This window comes from Bifidobacterium sp. CP2, from assembly GCF_018555635.1.
In the GTDB taxonomy this organism is placed as follows: domain Bacteria; phylum Actinomycetota; class Actinomycetes; order Actinomycetales; family Bifidobacteriaceae; genus Bifidobacterium; species Bifidobacterium saguinibicoloris.
In genome coordinates, this window is record NZ_JAFEJX010000006.1 from 44689 (window position 1) to 59512 (window position 14824).

Below are 14824 nucleotides of genomic sequence, written 5' to 3' on the forward strand. Positions count from 1 at the left end.
TGATGGATGGGCGCCCCGACGTATGGCACGGGAAGAAGTATGCGTCATATGGCAAGGCAGATGAAGCGGCATCCCGGCAGGACCCTGACCCGCGAGGAATCGTACGTCGACGGCAGGCTCACGCACGTCGCGTTCGTCTCGCTCGCCATCCTCACGTTCATCACGTTCGTCGGCAACTTCACGCAGCTGCAGCTGAGCGCCGCGCTGCCGTCCATCGTCGACGAGTTCCATATCAACGTCACCACCGGGCAGTGGCTCACCTCCGTCTTCCAGCTGGTGATGGGCGTGATGGTCCCGTTGACCGCGTTCCTCACGCGCCGCTTCTCCACCCGTCAGATCGTCATCGTCTCGATGGCGGTGTTCACGATCGGCTCGGTATGCGCATGGCTCGCCCCGTCGTTCCTGGTCCTGCTGCTCGGGCGTGTGCTCGAGGCGGTCGGCACCGGCGTGATGTGGCCGGTGCTGCAGATCACCGTGTTCTCCATCTACCCGTTGTCCCGTCGCGGCGCCGCGATGGGCATGGTCGGCATCGCGATGAGCGTCGCCCCGGCCATCGGCCCCACGCTTGGAGGCCTCCAGACCGACGCGAACGGCTGGCGTTCCATCTTCCTGACGCTGACCGTCATCGGCGCCGTCTCCCTGGTGGCCGCATGCCTGTGGCTGCATGACTTCGGCGAGCACGACGCCACGGCCCGCGCCGACTTCTTCTCCGTGGCCCTTTCGATCTTCGGCTTCGGCGGTCTCATGTTCGGCTTCACCAACATCGAGAACTATCCGTTCGCCAACCCGATGGTCTGGGGGTCGATGCTCGTCGGCGTCGTCGGCATCGTCTGGTTCGTCATGCGGCAGGTCCGTCGCGCCCATATATATAAGGAGTACGTCGCGAAGGACGCCGCGTCCGTTCCGTCCGATGCCGCGGATGCCGCGGAGCCGTCGCGCGGAGGGCGCGCCTCCGCCGTCCCCGAGCCGCCGCTGCTCGACCTCGGCGTGCTCAGGAACCGTTCGTTCACCGTGGGCACGCTGACCGCGTCGCTCGCGTTCTTCGCGTTCAGTTCGATTCTGGTCATCATGCCGCTCTACATCCAGAACGACCGCGGTTTCTCCGCCACGATGAGCGGCCTCATCATGCTGCCCGGCGCGATCGGGCAGTGCATCTCCCAGCTGTTCGGCGGCAAGGCGCTCGACCGGTTCGGCGCGAGGCCGGTGGCGCTCTTCGGCGCCATCGTGCTCACCGTGGGCACGATCGGCATGAGCCTCATCTCGTCCGACACGTGGATCTGGTGGGTGTCGATCTGCCAGTTCGTGCGTCAGATCGGCATGGGCTCGCTGCTCATGCCGATTACCACGTGGTCGCTCAACTGCCTGGATCCGGAGGAGATCTCCGCGGGCTCCGCGGTGACGAATACCGCGCGTCAGGTGGCGGGCGCGATGGGCGCGCCGATCCTCGTCATCCTCATGGAGACGTTCACCGCCATGTATCACGCGGGCGGCATGGGCGCCGTCGCCGCCAACATCGCCGGCATCCAGTGGGCGCTGCGCATCTCCGCCGCCCTGTGCCTCGCCATGGTCATCCTCGTGGCCGCAGGCGTGCGCGGCAATGGTGCAGGCTCCGCGCATGACGCCGCCCGCCGTGCGATGGCCCGTCTGCGCCGCTAGCGGTCTGAGGCAGCAAGGCAGTCGTGAGGCAGGAAGACGGCATGCGGCGTACGACATTCGACTTGCGATACGCGACACGCCGCATTCCTTTAACCCCGACTTCGTCCAACCCCGGTGATTAGATACTCAAGTTGCCTGATTTGGGCTCGCACATTGGAAATAACAAAGCGAGCGCGGGCCGTGAACCGTGGAAGCGGGAAACGGAAGCCGCGCACTGATGTCGGATGACCGCCAGAGGACGTATGTCCAAGGGAGGCCATGCGCGCCGGTGCCCTCAAGAAAGCAGGCTGGTAACCAGTACACGAATCGCTAGAAAGGGCGGACGGCAATGGCGGGACAGAAAATCCGCATCAGGCTTAAGTCCTATGACCACGAGGTCATCGACCAATCGGCGAAGAAGATCGTCGAAACGGTGACGAACGCGGGCGCAACTGTTGTTGGCCCCGTTCCGCTGCCGACCGAGAAGAACGTCTTTGTTGTTATTCGTTCTCCTCACAAGTACAAGGATTCTCGCGAGCACTTCGAGATGCGCACGCACAAGCGTCTCATCGACATCGTGGACCCGACCCCGAAGGCCGTGGATTCCCTGATGCACATCGATCTGCCTGCGGACGTCAACATCGAGATCAAGCTGTAAGGGAGGAGGGAACCGCAATGTCGCAAAGGAAAGATTGCAAGGCGCTGCTGGGCAAGAAGCTCGGCATGACCCAGGTCTGGGACGAGAACGGATTCTTCGTGCCCGTCACGCTGCTGGACGTCTCCACCAACGTGATCACCGCTATCAAGACCCCGGAGACCGATGGCTACACCGCCATCCAGATCGGCTACGGCCAGATCGATCCGACCAAGGTGACCAAGCCGCTCGCCGGCCACTTCGCCAAGGCCGGCGTCACCCCGCGCCGTCACCTCGTCGAGGTGCGCGAGGACAACGCCACCGAGTACGAGGTGGGCCAGGAGCTCGCCGCCGACATCTTCGCCGAGGGCGCCGAGGTCGATGTGACCGGCACCACCAAGGGCAAGGGCTTCGCCGGCACCATCAAGCGTTGGGGCTTCAAGTCCTACCGCCGTACCCACGGCTCCCACAAGAACGAGCGTCGCCCCGGCTCCGTCGGTGCATGCGCCACTCCGAGCCGTATCCTCAAGGGCAAGCGCATGGCCGGCCGCATGGGCCACGTCACCGCCACCGCCCAGAACCTCGCCGTCGTCTCCGTCGACGCCGAGAACGGCATCCTCGCCATCAAGGGCGCCATCCCGGGCCCGAAGGGCGGCATCGTTCTCGTCCGTTCCGCGGTGAAGGGAGCCTGATAAGCCATGGCTAACGTTACTCTCAACATCACCGACGCCCAGGGTCAGAACAACGGCACCGTCGAGGCCCCTGTCGAGATCTTCGGCATCTCCGCCGAGGACGTGCAGGCCCACGTTCCGCTGATCCACCAGGTCGTCATCGCCCAGCTCGCGGCCGCCCGTCAGGGCACCCACGCCACCAAGACCCGCGGTATGGTCTCCGGCGGCGGCAAGAAGCCGTGGAAGCAGAAGGGCACCGGTCGCGCCCGTCAGGGCTCCATCCGCGCCCCGCAGTGGTACCACGGCGGCGTCGTGTTCGGCCCGCAGCCGCGTGACTACTCCCAGCGCACCCCCAAGAAGATGAAGGCCGCCGCCCTGCGCTACGTGCTGTCCGACCGCGCCAACGCCGGTCGCGTCGCCGTGGTCGACTTCGGCATCGGCGAGACCCCGTCCACCAAGGCCGCCATCGCCGCCCTGAACCCGGTCATCGGCGAGAAGTTCGCCACCATCGCGTTCACCCGCGACCAGGTCAACGAGTGGATGTCCGTGCGCAACCTTCCGTATGTCCACCCGATTTTCGTCGATCAGCTCAATACGTACGACGTGGTCACCGCGCAGTACGTCGTCTTCACCAAGGAGGCCTTCGAGGCCTTCGTGGCGGCGAAGACCAAGAAGGAGGCCTGATTTTCATGGTCGCTATTCACAAGCCGGCTCACGACATCATCCTCAAGCCCGTCGTGTCCGAGAAGAGCTACGCCCTGTCCGATCGCGGCCAGTACACCTTCGTGGTGGCCCCGACCGCCAACAAGGTGCAGATCAAGCAGGCTATCGAGCAGATCTTCAATGTCAAGGTGACGAACGTCAACACCCTCAACCGCGCCGGCAAGAAGCAGCGCACCCGCACCGGTTTCGGCCGTCGCGTCAACGAGAAGCGCGCGATCGTGACCGTCGCCGAGGGCCAGACGATCGACATCTTCGGTAACTGAAGGCTAGCCGAGAAAAGTTAAAGGAAGAACTACATTATGGCTATCCGCGTTTATAAGCCGACTTCCGCAGGCCGTCGTAACGCGTCCGTCTCGGACTTCTCCGAGATCACGCGCTCCACGCCGGAGAAGTCGCTCGTTCGCAAGCTGTCCAAGACCGGCGGTCGTAACTCCTACGGCCGTATGACCTCCCGCCACCGCGGCGGCGGCCACAAGCGTCAGTACCGTCTCATCGACTTCAAGCGCTGGGACAAGGACGGCGTGCCCGCCAAGGTCGCTCACATCGAGTACGACCCGAACCGTACCGCCAACATCGCCCTCCTGCACTACGCGGACGGCGAGAAGCGCTACATCATCGCCCCGAAGGGCATCAAGCAGGGCGACGTCATCGAGACCGGCGCCCAGGCCGACATCAAGCCGGGCAACAACCTGCCGCTGCGCAACATCCCGACCGGTACCGTCGTGCACGCGATCGAACTGAAGCCGCTCGGCGGCGCCAAGATCGCCCGCTCCGCCGGTGCCTCCGTCCAGCTCGTCGCCAAGGACGGCGCCTACGCCCAGCTGCGTATGCCGTCCGGCGAAATCCGCAACGTCGACGCGCGCTGCCGCGCGACCGTCGGCGAGGTCGGCAACGAGGACCACGCCAACGTGCAGCTCGGCAAGGCCGGTCGCGCCCGTTGGATGGGCAAGCGCCCGATCACCCGTGGTGAGTCCATGAACCCGGTCGACCACCCGCACGGCGGTCGTACCCGCGGTGGCAAGCCGCCGGTTTCCCCGTGGGGCAAGGGCGAGGTTCGTACCCGTCGTCCGAAGAAGGCTTCGAACAAGATGATTGTCCGTCGTCGTCCGAATGGCAAGAACCGCAAGTAAGGAAGATTCGAAGAGATGACTCGTAGCATCAAGAAGGGCCCCTTCGTCGACGCCCACTTGCAGAAGAAGGTCGACGAGCAGAACGAGAAGGGCACCAAGAACGTCATCAAGACGTGGTCCCGCCGTTCGATGATCACCCCCGATTTCATCGGACACACGTTCGCAGTCCACGATGGTCGCAAGCATGTCCCGGTGTTCGTCACCGAGGCCATGGTCGGCCACAAGCTCGGTGAGTTCGCCCCCACGAAGACCTTCAAGGGTCACGTGAAGGACGACAAGAAGGCCCGCCGCTAAAGGAGAGCATGACTTATGGAAGCTAAAGCAATCGCTCGTCACGTCCGCGTGACGCCGCGCAAGGCTCGCCGCATGGTCGACCTCATCCGAGGCAAGCAGGCGACTGAAGCCATCACCATTCTCAAGTTCGCCCCCCAGGACGCGTCCCTGCCGGTTCGCAAGGTCCTGGAGAGCGCCATCGCCAACGCGCGCGTCAAGGCCGACAAGGCCGGCGAGCCGTTCCGCGAGAACGACCTGTTCATCAAGGAGACCTACGTGGACGAAGGCGTGACGCTCAAGCGTTTCCGCGCCCGCGCCCAGGGCCGTGCCGCTCGCATCAACAAGCGCACGAGCCACATCACGGTCGTCGTCGCCAGCAAGGAAGGAGCCCGCTAAAGATGGGTCAGAAGATCAATCCGTTTGGCTACCGCCTGGGCATCACCGAGAACCACCGCTCCAAGTGGTTCTCCGATTCCAACAAGGCCGGCGAGCGTTACTCCGACTTCGTGCTTGAGGACGACAAGATCCGCAAGGAGATGAACAAGGACCTCGAGCGCGCCGGTGTGAGCAAGATCGTCATCGAGCGCACCCGTGACCGCGTCCGCGTCGACATCCACACCGCCCGTCCGGGCATCGTGATCGGCCGCCGCGGCGCCGAGGCCGAGAAGGTCCGCGCCAAGCTCGAGAAGCTCACCGGCAAGCAGGTCCAGCTCAACATCTTCGAGGTCAAGAACGCCGCGCTGGACGCCCAGCTCGTCGCCCAGGGCATCGCTGAGCAGCTGACCAACCGCGTGACCTTCCGTCGCGCCATGCGCAAGGCCCAGCAGGACGCCATGCGCGCCGGTGCCAAGGGTATCCGCATCAAGCTCTCCGGCCGTCTCGGCGGCGCGGAAATGAGCCGTTCCGAGTTCTACCGCGAGGGTCGCGTCCCGCTGCAGACCCTCCGCGCCCTGATCGACTACGGCTTCTTCGAGGCCAAGACCACCTACGGCCGCATCGGCGTCAAGGTGTGGATCTACAAGGGCGACATGACCGAACGTGAGTTCGAAGAGCAGCAGGCCCAGCAGAACAACCGTCCCGGCCGTCGCGGCGATCGCCGTCCGCGCCGTGGCAACCGCAACGCCGGTGCCGCCCGTCAGCAGAACGAGGCCCCCAAGGCCGAGTCCGCCGCCGAGGCTCCCGCTGCCACGGAAACGAAGGAGTGAGCAAGAATGCTTATCCCAAAGAGGACCAAGTACCGCAAGCAGCACCGCCCCGTGCGTTCTGGCATGTCCAAGGGCGGCAACGAGATCAACTTCGGTGATTACGGCATCCAGGCGATGGCCCCGGCCTACGTGACCAACCGCCAGATCGAAGCCGCGCGTATCGCCATGACCCGCTACATCAAGCGTGGTGGCCGCGTGTGGATCACGATCTTCCCGGATCGCCCGCTGACCAAGCACGCCCTCGGCGCCCGAATGGGTTCCGGTAAGGGTACGCCTGAGTTCTGGATCGCCAACATCCACCCCGGTCGCGTCATGTTCGAGATCGGCGGTGTCTCCGAGGACGTCGCTAAGGAAGCTCTGCGTCGTGCCATCGACAAGCTCCCCATGAAGTGCCGTGTGATTGCTCGTGAAGGCGGTGACATCTGATATGGCAGTCGGAACCGAAGAATACTCGATCAAGAATCTCAACGAGAAGACCAACGCGGAGATCGAGGGCTTCCTGAAGAAGTCCAAGGAAGAGCTGTTCAACCTGCGCTTCCAGCACGCCACCGGTCAGCTCGAGAACACGGCTCGTCTCAAGGCCGTCAAGCATGACATCGCCCGCATGTACACCGTGCTGCGCGAACGTCAGCTCGGCATCACCTCTGAGCCGGCCGCCGAAACCGCTAAGGAGAACTGATCATGGCTGAAGAGCGCAACTTCCGCAAGGTTCGTCGCGGTTACGTCGTGTCCGACAAGATGGACAAGACGATCACCGTCGAGCTCGAGAAGCGTTCGACCCACCCGCTGTACGGCAAGGTCGTGCGCACCACCAAGAGGGTGAAGGCCCATGATGAACACAACGAGGCCCGAATTGGCGACCTCGTGAGTATCATGGAGACTCGGCCTCTGAGCAAGACCAAGCGTTGGCGTCTCGAATCCATTATCGAGCGCGCCAAGTAAAAACAAGTTCGGCAAGGCTCGCCGTCCACCGGGCGCGGTATGAATAGGTATTCTGTGCTTATTCCTCTACCGCGCCCGGTGTGCGGGGAGAACCAGCTCGGCTAAGGAGAATCAATGATTCAGCAGGAAACGCGGCTTCATGTCGCCGACAACACGGGTGCCAAGGAACTCCTTGCCATCCGCGTGCTCGGTGGTTCGAAGCGACGCTATGCCGGCCTGGGCGACGTCATCGTCGCCTCGGTCAAGGACGCGATCCCTGGCGGATCGGTCAAGAAGGGCGACGTGGTCAAGGCCGTCGTCGTCCGTACCGTCAAGGAGTCCCGTCGCGTGGACGGCTCCTACATCAAGTTCGACGAGAACGCCGCCGTCATTCTCGGCTCCGGCCGTGAACCGAAGGGCACTCGTATCTTCGGACCGATCGCCCGTGAGCTTCGCGACAAGAAGTTCATGCGTATCGTGTCCCTCGCCCCGGAGGTGATCTGACATGGCAGCCAAGATCAAGAGCGGCGACCAGGTGAAGGTCATCCGCGGCAAGGACCGCGGCAAGGAGGGCAAGGTCCTCCGCGTGCTGCCCAACGACCGTCTGATCGTCGAAGGCGTCCAGATCGTCAAGAAGCACGTCCGCGCCACCCAGCAGGGCCAGCAGGCCGGCATCGTCTCCGTCGAGGCGCCGATCCACCGTTCCAACGTGATGGTGATCGACCCGGAGACCGGCAAGCCGACCCGCGTGGGCATCATCGTCAAGCAGGAAGCGCGTGACGGCAAGGTCAAGAACGTGCGCGTCCGCGTCGCCAAGAAGTCCGGAAAGGAGCTGGCATGAGCGACACCACTACCGTCGAAGCGCCGGCCACCCCGCGCTTGAAGGTCCAGTACAACGAGCAGATCGTCCCCGAGCTCGAGAAGGAGTTCAAGTACTCCAACCCGATGCAGGTGGCCCGCGTGCAGAAGGTCGTCGTCTCCATGGGCGTCGGCGCCGCCGCGCGTGACTCCAAGCTCATCGAGGGCGCCGTCAAGGACCTCACCCTGATCACCGGCCAGAAGCCGAAGATCACCAAGGCCAAGAAGTCCGTCGCGCAGTTCCACCTGCGTGAGGGCCAGGCCATCGGTGCGTACGTCACCCTGCGTGGCGACCGCATGTGGGAGTTCCTCGATCGTCTGCTGACCATGGCGCTGCCGCGTATCCGCGATTTCCGCGGCATCAACGGCCACCAGTTCGATGGTCAGGGCAACTACAACTTCGGCCTGACGGAGCAGTCCATGTTCCACGAGATCGACCCGGATTCGATCGATTACCAGCGTGGTATGGACATCACCGTCGTGACCAGCACCAAGGACGACAAGGAGGCCTACGCGCTGCTCAAGCACCTCGGCTTCCCCTTCAAGGAGAACTGATATGGCAAAAACCGCTCTTAAGAACAAGGCGGCCGGCAAGCCGAAGTTCAAGGTGCGTGCCTACACGCGTTGCCAGGTCTGCGGCCGTCCCCACTCCGTCTACCGTAAGTTCGGCCTGTGCCGCATCTGCCTTCGCGAGAAGGCCCACCGCGGCGAGCTCCCCGGCGTTACGAAGTCCAGTTGGTAAACATCGACGCTGAAGGTCCGCGGCCCTAGCCCCCTCGCGGGGGCCGGCGGCGGAAACCACGGCGAGAAAGGGCACTAGCCCACATGACAATGACAGATCCGATCGCAGACATGCTTACGCGTCTGCGTAACGCGAGCGCGGCGAAGCACGAGACCGTGGACATGCCGTACTCCAAGTTCAAGAAGAACATCGCGGAGATCCTGAAGCGCGAAGGCTTCATCAAGGACTTCACCGCCAAGGAGGCCAAGGTCGGTCAGACCCTTGAGGTCACCCTCAAGTACGGCCCCAACGGCGAGCGTTCCATCCAGGGCATCAAGCGCGTCTCCAAGCCGGGCCTGCGTCGCTACGCGAAGTCCGACTCCCTGCCGATGCCGCTCGGTGGCCTCGGCATCGCCATCATCTCGACCTCGTCGGGACTGCTGACCCAGAAGGAATGCCTCGACCGAGGCATCGGCGGCGAGATCGTCGCCTACGTGTGGTGAGAAAGGAGAGCTGACACATGGCATCGCATATTGGTAAGCTCCCCATCGCCATCCCCGCTGGCGTTGAGGTCAAGATCGACGGTCAGAACTTCGAGGCCAAGGGCGCGAAGGGCTCCGACTCCTACGTCCTGCCGGAAGGCATCTCCGCCTCCGTGGAAGGCAACGAGATCATCGTCGTGGCCGCGGACGACCTCCGTCCGACCCGTGCGAAGCACGGTCTGGCCCGCTCCATCATGGCCGGCATGGTCAAGGGCGTGCACGATGGCTACTCCAAGACCCTCGAGATCGTCGGCACCGGTTACCGCGCCGTCGCCAAGGGCAAGGGCATCGAGTTCTTCCTCGGCTACTCCCACACCATCACGGTGAACCCGCCGGAAGGCATCACGCTGAAGGTCACCGACCCGACCCACGTGGTCGTCGAGGGCACCGACAAGCAGCAGGTCGGCCAGGTCGCCGCCAACATCCGCAAGCTGCGCGCCCCGGAACCCTACAAGGGCAAGGGTGTGAAGTACGCCGACGAGCATATTCTGCGCAAGGCTGGAAAGGCTGGTAAGTGATATGAGCGTCAAGATTCTCGGTAAGGGCAAGAAGGTCGCTCGTCTGCGCCGCCACGCCCGCATCCGCAAGCACATCATCGGCACCGCCGAGCGTCCGCGCCTGGTGGTCAGCCGTTCCAACCGCCACATGGTGGCCCAGATCGTCGACGACACCGTGGGCAAGACCCTCGTGTCCGCCTCGACCCTGACCGCCGACTTCGCCGGCTTCGAAGGCACCAAGGTCGAAGCCGCGAAGAAGGTCGGCCTGCTCGTGGCCGAAAAGGCCAAGGCAGCCGGTATCGAGGCCGTCGTGTTCGACCGCGGTGGCAACAAGTACACCGGTCGTGTCGCGGCCGTCGCCGAAGGCGCCCGTGAGGGAGGTCTGGCACTGTGAGCGAAGAAACGAAGGAAACCCAAGTGGCTGAAGAGACTCAGAACACTCAGGCTGCTCCGGCTGAAGAGAACAACAACGACGAGCGTCGTGGTGGCCGCCGTGGCGGTCGTCGCGGCGAAGGCCGCCGCGGTGAGCGTCGCAACCGTCGCGAAGAGAACAAGGGCGATGAGCTCCTCGATCGCGTCGTGACCATCAACCGCGTGTCCAAGACCCACAAGGGTGGCCGTACGTTCAGCTTCGCCGCCCTCGTGGTGGTCGGCGACGGCAACGGCACCGTGGGTGTCGGCTACGGCAAGTCCCGTGAGGTTCCGGCCGCCATCGCCAAGGGCCAGCTGGACGCCAAGAAGCACATGTTCAGCGTGCCGCGCGTCCGCGGCACCGTCACCCACCCGGTGATTGGCCACGACGCCGCGGGCACCGTCCTGCTGCGCCCGGCCGCCCCCGGTACCGGCGTTATCGCCGGTGGCCCGGTGCGCGCCGTCATGGAGTGCGCCGGCATCACCGACGTGCTGACCAAGTCCATGGGCTCCCCGACCGCCATCAACATGGTCCGCGCGACCGTCGCCGCCCTCAAGCAGCTTGAGGAGCCGGAGGAGATCGCCGCCCGTCGTGGACTCTCCCTCGAGGAGGTCGCCCCGGACGCTCTGCTGCGTGCCCGCGCCCTCGGCATCGCCGAGGCCCGCAAGGCCCGTGAAGAGGCCCAGGCCGCCAAGGCCGCCGAAGCGAAGGATGGTGAGTGAGCATGGCCAACCTGAAGATTACGCTCCACCACGGTCTCGTGAACCGTACGCCGAAGCAGCGCGCCACCGCCCAGACCCTGGGCCTGCGCAAGATCGGCCAGACGGTCGTCCGTGAGGACACCAAGTCCGTGCGTGGCATGGTGCTCGTCCTGCGTCACCTGGTCACCGTTGAGGAGGTCGACTGATTATGGCAGACAACGAGATCCTGCAGATGCATGACCTGAAGCCCGCCCCGGGCGCCAACAAGGATCGCACCCGCGTTGGCCGTGGTGAGGGCTCCAAGGGCAAGACCGCCGGCCGCGGCGCCAAGGGCCAGACCAAGCGCAACCACGTGCGTCCTGGCTTCGAAGGCGGCCAGCTGCCGCTGTACATGCGCCTGCCGAAGCTGCGCGGCTTCCGGAACCCGTTCAAGACCGAGTTCCAGGTCGTCAACATCGCCAAGCTCGCCAAGCTCTTCCCGGAGGGCGGCGAGGTGTCCGTGGCCGATCTGGTCGCCAAGGGCGCCGTGCGCGATGGCTTCCCGGTGAAGGTCCTCGCCGAGGGCGAGACCTCCGCCAAGTTCACGCTCAAGGGCGTGAAGGCCTCCGCCTCCGCCAAGGCGAAGATCGAGGCCGCCGGCGGCAGCATCGTCGAGGACTGATCCCCGACCTGACGCCACCGCAGGCATCATAGGAAATGACCCCCTTGCGTCTCGTACGCAAGGGGGTCATTCCGTATCGAAAGACGACCGTGTGACTGGTCACGTCGGACGGCCGACGTGACGTACGGGGGACGTGCGGAGGACATGCGGCGGATGTACGCCGGACACCGCGCGACGGTCCTCAGACGTGGAACACGGTGGCGCAAAGTAGGCACAATAGGCTATGCTCGTGCGTTAGCGTTCAAAAACGAGCATGCGTAGCCGTGCGCGAGGCACGGCATAGGAGGAACCCAGGTGAGGACGTTAATCCAGGCCCTGAAGACGAAGGAGCTTCGCAAGAAGATTCTCTTCGTACTGTTCATCATCATCATCTACCGCATTGGATCGTTCATCCCCACCCCGGGCGTGGACTACACCGTGGTCCAGAAGTGCATCGCCACCCTGCAGGGCAACCAGGAGAACTTCGTCGGCCTGGTCAACCTGTTCTCTGGTGGCGCCTTGCTCCAGCTGTCGATCTTCGCGCTGGGCGTCATGCCGTACATCACCGCATCCATCGTGGTCCAGCTGCTGCGCGTGGTCATCCCGCGCTTCGAGGCCCTCCACAAGGAAGGCCAGTCCGGCGAGGCCAAGCTCACGCAGTACACGCGTTACCTCACCATCGGCCTCGCGGTGCTCCAGTCCACCACCATCCTCGTCACCGCACGCTCCGGCGCGCTCTTCAACTACTCCTGCTCCCAGGTCATCCCGGACGGCTCCGTCTGGAACCTCATCGTCATGGTGCTCATCATGACCGGCGGCACCGGCCTCATCATGTGGATGGCCGAGCTCATCACCGACAAGGGCATCGGCCAGGGTATGTCCGTGCTCATCTTCATGTCCATCTGCTCCGGCTTCCTGCCGCAGCTGTGGGAGATCGGCTGGGGCACCAACGGCACCGATGGCGACTGGACCAAGTTCGCCATCGTCGTCTCCGTCCTCGTCGTCATCCTCATCTTCGTGGACTTCGTCGAGCTGTGCCAGCGCCGCATCCCCGTGCAGTACACGCGCCGCATGATCGGCCGCAAGATGTACGGCGGCTCCTCCACCTACCTGCCGCTGAAGATCAACATGTCGGGCGTCATCCCGCCGATCTTCGCCTCCTCCATCCTGGCCATCCCGACCCTCATCGCCCAGTTCGGCAAGTCCGGACAGTCCTGGGTCGACTGGATCAACGCGAACCTGGCCGACACCACCAGCGTCTGGTACATCGCCCTGTACGCCCTCATGATCGTGTTCTTCTGCTTCTTCTACACGTCCATCACGTTCAACCCGGACGAGACGGCCGACAACATGAAGCAGTACGGCGGATTCATCCCGGGCATCCGCGCGGGCAACGCCACCAGCCGCTACCTGAACTACGTGATGAACCGACTCAACACGGTCGGCGCCGTCTACCTGCTCTTCGTGGCGCTCATCCCGACGGTCCTCATCATGGCGCTCGGACTCAACACCAAGCTGCCGTTCGGCGGCACCACCATCCTGATCATCGCGGGCGTCGGCCTTGACACGCTTCGTCAGGCCAAGGCCCAGACCGAACAGTTCCAGTACGCCGGATTCCTGTTCGAAAACACCGACCACGTCGAAGGAAAGTGAGGCAATAACATGCGTCTTCTCATCATGGGCCCCCAGGGCGTCGGCAAGGGCACCCAGGCCGCGCTGCTCGCCGAGCACTACGGCATCCCGGCCATCTCCACCGGCGACATCTTCCGCGCCAACATCAAGGGCAAGACCGAGCTCGGCCTCAAGGTCATCGCCTACACCGACAAGGGCGAACTCGTCCCGGACGAGCTGACCAACTCCATCGTCAAGGACCGCCTCGCGCAGGACGACGCCAAGAACGGCTGGATCCTCGACGGCTACCCGCGCAACGCCGCCCAGGTCGAGGCGCTCGACGCCATGCTCGAGGAGCTCGGCACCCCGCTCGACGCGGTCGTGGCGCTCGACGCCGACCACGAGGTCCTCATGCACCGCATCGCCAAGCGCGCCGAGGAGCAGGGCCGTACCGACGACAACCCGGAGGCCATCGCCAAGCGCCTCGCCACCTACGCAAAGGAGACCGCGCCGCTGCTGGACACCTACAAGTCCCGCGGCCAGCTCGTCGAGATCGACGGCGTCGGCGACATCGACGCCATCCAGAAAAACATCGTCGCCGCGCTCGACGCCCGCTGACCCGATCGGCGGCCATCGACCCACGACACGCAGGGGCCGGACCATCTGACACGCCATGTGTCGGATAGTCCGGCCCTTGTGTATTCTAGTAGTTTGGTGTGTCTTAGGATGCACCTCATGTAATGCAGCCAATCCAACGGAAGCGGGAGCCCATGGCAAAAGACGGTGTGATTGAAGTCGAAGGACGGGTGGTCGAAGCCCTTCCCAACGCGATGTTCCGCGTCGAACTCGAGAACAAGCACATCGTGCTCGCCACCATCTCCGGCAAGATGAGGAAGAACTACATCCGTATCCTTCCCCAGGACCGCGTGGTGCTCGAAATGAGCCCGTACGATCTCAACCGTGGCCGTATTACGTACCGTTACAAGTAAGGTACAAGCAAAGGAAAACCATGAAGGTCAGCCCTAGTGTCAAGAGGATCTGCGAGAACTGCCGCGTGATCCGTCGTCACGGCCGCGTCATGGTGATCTGCACCAACCCCCGCCACAAGCAGCGTCAGGGCTGAGAGCAGATTCTCCAGCGGCACAACCAATAAGGCACTCATTCACAGTGCTTCCCGCAAGGGAACGACACTGAACCACGGGTACGTAGGCCCGTGCCGGAACGCCGGACGAGTGGGTGCAAGACCTACGTCAACCAGAAGGAATCGCAATGGCACGTCTTGCCGGAGTCGACATCCCCAATGAGAAGCGCATCGAGATCGCCCTCACCTACATTTTCGGTGTGGGTCGCACTCGTGCCAAGGAAACGCTTGCCGCGACCGGTATCAACCCGGACATCCGCGTCAAGGATCTGACCGACGAGCAGCTCATCACGCTGCGTGACTACCTCGAGGCCAACTACAAGATCGAGGGCGATCTGCGTCGTGAGATCGACGCGGACATCCGTCGCAAGATTCAGATCAACTGCTACCAAGGCCAGCGTCACCGTAAGGGACTTCCCGTGCGTGGTCAGCGCACCAAGACCAACGCCCGCACCCGCAAGGGCCCGAAGCGCACGGTCGCCGGAAAGAAGAAGGCCACCAAGTAGTAG

Annotated in this window: 27 protein-coding genes; all 27 read left to right on the plus strand. The window is 63.9% G+C overall.

All coding sequences use genetic code 11. From position 1 onward, the window contains the following. Positions 1-48 precede the first annotated feature (48 nt). The 27 genes from JS531_RS05960 (at position 49) to rpsM (ending at position 14821) form a co-directional block, all read left to right on the plus strand. Positions 49-1656: an MDR family MFS transporter gene (locus JS531_RS05960; protein ID WP_240542073.1), complete on the plus strand. Its 1608-nt coding sequence runs from the start codon at positions 49-51 to the stop codon at positions 1654-1656. Positions 1657-1984: 328 nt separating this feature from the next. Next, entirely contained in the window at positions 1985-2293 is a 309-nt protein-coding gene (gene rpsJ, locus JS531_RS05965; RefSeq protein ID WP_003808013.1) for a 30S ribosomal protein S10, read from the plus strand. A gap of 17 nt (positions 2294-2310) precedes the next feature. Beyond that, positions 2311-2961: a 50S ribosomal protein L3 gene (gene rplC, locus JS531_RS05970; protein WP_214314036.1), complete on the plus strand. Its 651-nt coding sequence runs from the start codon at positions 2311-2313 to the stop codon at positions 2959-2961. Positions 2962-2967: 6 nt separating this feature from the next. Beyond that, positions 2968-3624: a 50S ribosomal protein L4 gene (rplD, locus tag JS531_RS05975; protein WP_214314038.1), complete on the plus strand. Its 657-nt coding sequence runs from the start codon at positions 2968-2970 to the stop codon at positions 3622-3624. Between the two features lie 5 nt (positions 3625-3629). Next, positions 3630-3926, plus strand: coding sequence for a 50S ribosomal protein L23 (gene rplW, locus JS531_RS05980; RefSeq protein WP_214314040.1), 297 nt, complete (start codon positions 3630-3632; stop codon positions 3924-3926). Positions 3927-3962: 36 nt separating this feature from the next. Then, the gene (gene rplB / locus JS531_RS05985; RefSeq protein WP_214314054.1) at positions 3963-4793 is read left to right on the plus strand and encodes a 50S ribosomal protein L2; all 831 of its coding nucleotides are present in this window, start codon (positions 3963-3965) and stop codon (positions 4791-4793) included. 15 nt (positions 4794-4808) lie between these two features. Further along, a complete protein-coding gene (gene rpsS / locus JS531_RS05990) occupies positions 4809-5087 on the plus strand; it encodes a 30S ribosomal protein S19 (RefSeq protein ID WP_003814508.1) in 279 nt (92 codons plus the stop codon). Between the two features lie 15 nt (positions 5088-5102). Then, positions 5103-5462: a 50S ribosomal protein L22 gene (gene rplV / locus JS531_RS05995; protein ID WP_214314056.1), complete on the plus strand. Its 360-nt coding sequence runs from the start codon at positions 5103-5105 to the stop codon at positions 5460-5462. Positions 5463-5464: 2 nt separating this feature from the next. Next, a complete protein-coding gene (rpsC, locus tag JS531_RS06000; protein WP_214314064.1) occupies positions 5465-6271 on the plus strand; it encodes a 30S ribosomal protein S3 in 807 nt (268 codons plus the stop codon). Between the two features lie 6 nt (positions 6272-6277). Next, positions 6278-6697: a 50S ribosomal protein L16 gene (gene rplP / locus JS531_RS06005; protein ID WP_214314066.1), complete on the plus strand. Its 420-nt coding sequence runs from the start codon at positions 6278-6280 to the stop codon at positions 6695-6697. 1 nt (position 6698) lies between these two features. Next, positions 6699-6950, plus strand: a complete 252-nt coding sequence (gene rpmC / locus JS531_RS06010; RefSeq protein ID WP_214314068.1) for a 50S ribosomal protein L29 — start codon at positions 6699-6701, stop codon at positions 6948-6950. Positions 6951-6952: 2 nt separating this feature from the next. After that, positions 6953-7213: a 30S ribosomal protein S17 gene (gene rpsQ / locus JS531_RS06015; RefSeq protein WP_214314070.1), complete on the plus strand. Its 261-nt coding sequence runs from the start codon at positions 6953-6955 to the stop codon at positions 7211-7213. Between the two features lie 114 nt (positions 7214-7327). Continuing rightward, the gene (gene rplN, locus JS531_RS06020; protein ID WP_163197700.1) at positions 7328-7696 is read left to right on the plus strand and encodes a 50S ribosomal protein L14; all 369 of its coding nucleotides are present in this window, start codon (positions 7328-7330) and stop codon (positions 7694-7696) included. 1 nt (position 7697) lies between these two features. Then, a complete protein-coding gene (rplX, locus tag JS531_RS06025; RefSeq protein ID WP_214314072.1) occupies positions 7698-8033 on the plus strand; it encodes a 50S ribosomal protein L24 in 336 nt (111 codons plus the stop codon). Continuing rightward, the gene (gene rplE / locus JS531_RS06030) at positions 8030-8605 is read left to right on the plus strand and encodes a 50S ribosomal protein L5 (RefSeq protein WP_214314074.1); all 576 of its coding nucleotides are present in this window, start codon (positions 8030-8032) and stop codon (positions 8603-8605) included. Before rplX ends, rplE begins: the two co-directional genes overlap by 4 nt. 1 nt (position 8606) lies before the next feature. Further along, complete coding sequence (locus tag JS531_RS06035) at positions 8607-8792, plus strand: type Z 30S ribosomal protein S14 (protein ID WP_003814530.1); 186 nt, start codon at positions 8607-8609, stop codon at positions 8790-8792. 83 nt (positions 8793-8875) lie between these two features. After that, complete coding sequence (gene rpsH / locus JS531_RS06040; protein ID WP_214314082.1) at positions 8876-9274, plus strand: 30S ribosomal protein S8; 399 nt, start codon at positions 8876-8878, stop codon at positions 9272-9274. Between the two features lie 17 nt (positions 9275-9291). Further along, entirely contained in the window at positions 9292-9831 is a 540-nt protein-coding gene (rplF, locus tag JS531_RS06045; RefSeq protein ID WP_214314084.1) for a 50S ribosomal protein L6, read from the plus strand. Between the two features lies 1 nt (position 9832). Then, on the plus strand, positions 9833-10204 hold the full coding sequence (rplR, locus tag JS531_RS06050; RefSeq protein ID WP_214314086.1) for a 50S ribosomal protein L18: 372 nt from the start codon (positions 9833-9835) through the stop codon (positions 10202-10204). Next, a complete protein-coding gene (rpsE, locus tag JS531_RS06055; protein ID WP_214314088.1) occupies positions 10201-10944 on the plus strand; it encodes a 30S ribosomal protein S5 in 744 nt (247 codons plus the stop codon). The genes rplR and rpsE overlap by 4 nt, the downstream gene beginning before the upstream one ends. A gap of 2 nt (positions 10945-10946) precedes the next feature. Beyond that, entirely contained in the window at positions 10947-11129 is a 183-nt protein-coding gene (rpmD, locus tag JS531_RS06060) for a 50S ribosomal protein L30 (RefSeq protein ID WP_214314090.1), read from the plus strand. Between the two features lie 2 nt (positions 11130-11131). After that, positions 11132-11584, plus strand: coding sequence for a 50S ribosomal protein L15 (rplO, locus tag JS531_RS06065; RefSeq protein WP_214314092.1), 453 nt, complete (start codon positions 11132-11134; stop codon positions 11582-11584). Between the two features lie 294 nt (positions 11585-11878). Beyond that, positions 11879-13216, plus strand: coding sequence for a preprotein translocase subunit SecY (gene secY, locus JS531_RS06070; protein ID WP_214314094.1), 1338 nt, complete (start codon positions 11879-11881; stop codon positions 13214-13216). Positions 13217-13225: 9 nt separating this feature from the next. Further along, on the plus strand, positions 13226-13792 hold the full coding sequence (locus JS531_RS06075; RefSeq protein ID WP_214314096.1) for an adenylate kinase: 567 nt from the start codon (positions 13226-13228) through the stop codon (positions 13790-13792). A 152-nt stretch (positions 13793-13944) separates the two neighbouring features. Next, positions 13945-14163 (plus strand): translation initiation factor IF-1, encoded by a 219-nt coding sequence (infA, locus tag JS531_RS06080; RefSeq protein ID WP_004268611.1) that lies wholly within the window; start codon positions 13945-13947, stop codon positions 14161-14163. A 20-nt stretch (positions 14164-14183) separates the two neighbouring features. After that, on the plus strand, positions 14184-14297 hold the full coding sequence (gene rpmJ / locus JS531_RS06085; RefSeq protein WP_003814578.1) for a 50S ribosomal protein L36: 114 nt from the start codon (positions 14184-14186) through the stop codon (positions 14295-14297). A gap of 146 nt (positions 14298-14443) precedes the next feature. Then, entirely contained in the window at positions 14444-14821 is a 378-nt protein-coding gene (gene rpsM / locus JS531_RS06090; RefSeq protein ID WP_014484255.1) for a 30S ribosomal protein S13, read from the plus strand. Positions 14822-14824: the final 3 nt, after the last annotated feature.

Excerpts from the sequence above, each read along its gene's own strand:
- JS531_RS05960 (WP_240542073.1), top strand. The coding sequence starts at position 49 with ATGGCAAGGCAGATGAAGCGGCATCCCGGCAGGACCCTGACCCGCGAG.
- rpsJ (WP_003808013.1), top strand. The coding sequence starts at position 1,985 with ATGGCGGGACAGAAAATCCGCATCAGGCTTAAGTCCTATGACCACGAG.
- rplC (WP_214314036.1), top strand. The coding sequence starts at position 2,311 with ATGTCGCAAAGGAAAGATTGCAAGGCGCTGCTGGGCAAGAAGCTCGGC.
- rplD (WP_214314038.1), top strand. The coding sequence starts at position 2,968 with ATGGCTAACGTTACTCTCAACATCACCGACGCCCAGGGTCAGAACAAC.
- rplW (WP_214314040.1), top strand. The coding sequence starts at position 3,630 with ATGGTCGCTATTCACAAGCCGGCTCACGACATCATCCTCAAGCCCGTC.
- rplB (WP_214314054.1), top strand. The coding sequence starts at position 3,963 with ATGGCTATCCGCGTTTATAAGCCGACTTCCGCAGGCCGTCGTAACGCG.
- rpsS (WP_003814508.1), top strand. The coding sequence starts at position 4,809 with ATGACTCGTAGCATCAAGAAGGGCCCCTTCGTCGACGCCCACTTGCAG.
- rplV (WP_214314056.1), top strand. The coding sequence starts at position 5,103 with ATGGAAGCTAAAGCAATCGCTCGTCACGTCCGCGTGACGCCGCGCAAG.
- rpsC (WP_214314064.1), top strand. The coding sequence starts at position 5,465 with ATGGGTCAGAAGATCAATCCGTTTGGCTACCGCCTGGGCATCACCGAG.
- rplP (WP_214314066.1), top strand. The coding sequence starts at position 6,278 with ATGCTTATCCCAAAGAGGACCAAGTACCGCAAGCAGCACCGCCCCGTG.
- rpmC (WP_214314068.1), top strand. The coding sequence starts at position 6,699 with ATGGCAGTCGGAACCGAAGAATACTCGATCAAGAATCTCAACGAGAAG.
- rpsQ (WP_214314070.1), top strand. The coding sequence starts at position 6,953 with ATGGCTGAAGAGCGCAACTTCCGCAAGGTTCGTCGCGGTTACGTCGTG.
- rplN (WP_163197700.1), top strand. The coding sequence starts at position 7,328 with ATGATTCAGCAGGAAACGCGGCTTCATGTCGCCGACAACACGGGTGCC.
- rplX (WP_214314072.1), top strand. The coding sequence starts at position 7,698 with ATGGCAGCCAAGATCAAGAGCGGCGACCAGGTGAAGGTCATCCGCGGC.
- rplE (WP_214314074.1), top strand. The coding sequence starts at position 8,030 with ATGAGCGACACCACTACCGTCGAAGCGCCGGCCACCCCGCGCTTGAAG.
- JS531_RS06035 (WP_003814530.1), top strand. The coding sequence starts at position 8,607 with ATGGCAAAAACCGCTCTTAAGAACAAGGCGGCCGGCAAGCCGAAGTTC.
- rpsH (WP_214314082.1), top strand. The coding sequence starts at position 8,876 with ATGACAATGACAGATCCGATCGCAGACATGCTTACGCGTCTGCGTAAC.
- rplF (WP_214314084.1), top strand. The coding sequence starts at position 9,292 with ATGGCATCGCATATTGGTAAGCTCCCCATCGCCATCCCCGCTGGCGTT.
- rplR (WP_214314086.1), top strand. The coding sequence starts at position 9,833 with ATGAGCGTCAAGATTCTCGGTAAGGGCAAGAAGGTCGCTCGTCTGCGC.
- rpmD (WP_214314090.1), top strand. The coding sequence starts at position 10,947 with ATGGCCAACCTGAAGATTACGCTCCACCACGGTCTCGTGAACCGTACG.
- rplO (WP_214314092.1), top strand. The coding sequence starts at position 11,132 with ATGGCAGACAACGAGATCCTGCAGATGCATGACCTGAAGCCCGCCCCG.
- JS531_RS06075 (WP_214314096.1), top strand. The coding sequence starts at position 13,226 with ATGCGTCTTCTCATCATGGGCCCCCAGGGCGTCGGCAAGGGCACCCAG.
- infA (WP_004268611.1), top strand. The coding sequence starts at position 13,945 with ATGGCAAAAGACGGTGTGATTGAAGTCGAAGGACGGGTGGTCGAAGCC.
- rpmJ (WP_003814578.1), top strand. The coding sequence starts at position 14,184 with ATGAAGGTCAGCCCTAGTGTCAAGAGGATCTGCGAGAACTGCCGCGTG.
- rpsM (WP_014484255.1), top strand. The coding sequence starts at position 14,444 with ATGGCACGTCTTGCCGGAGTCGACATCCCCAATGAGAAGCGCATCGAG.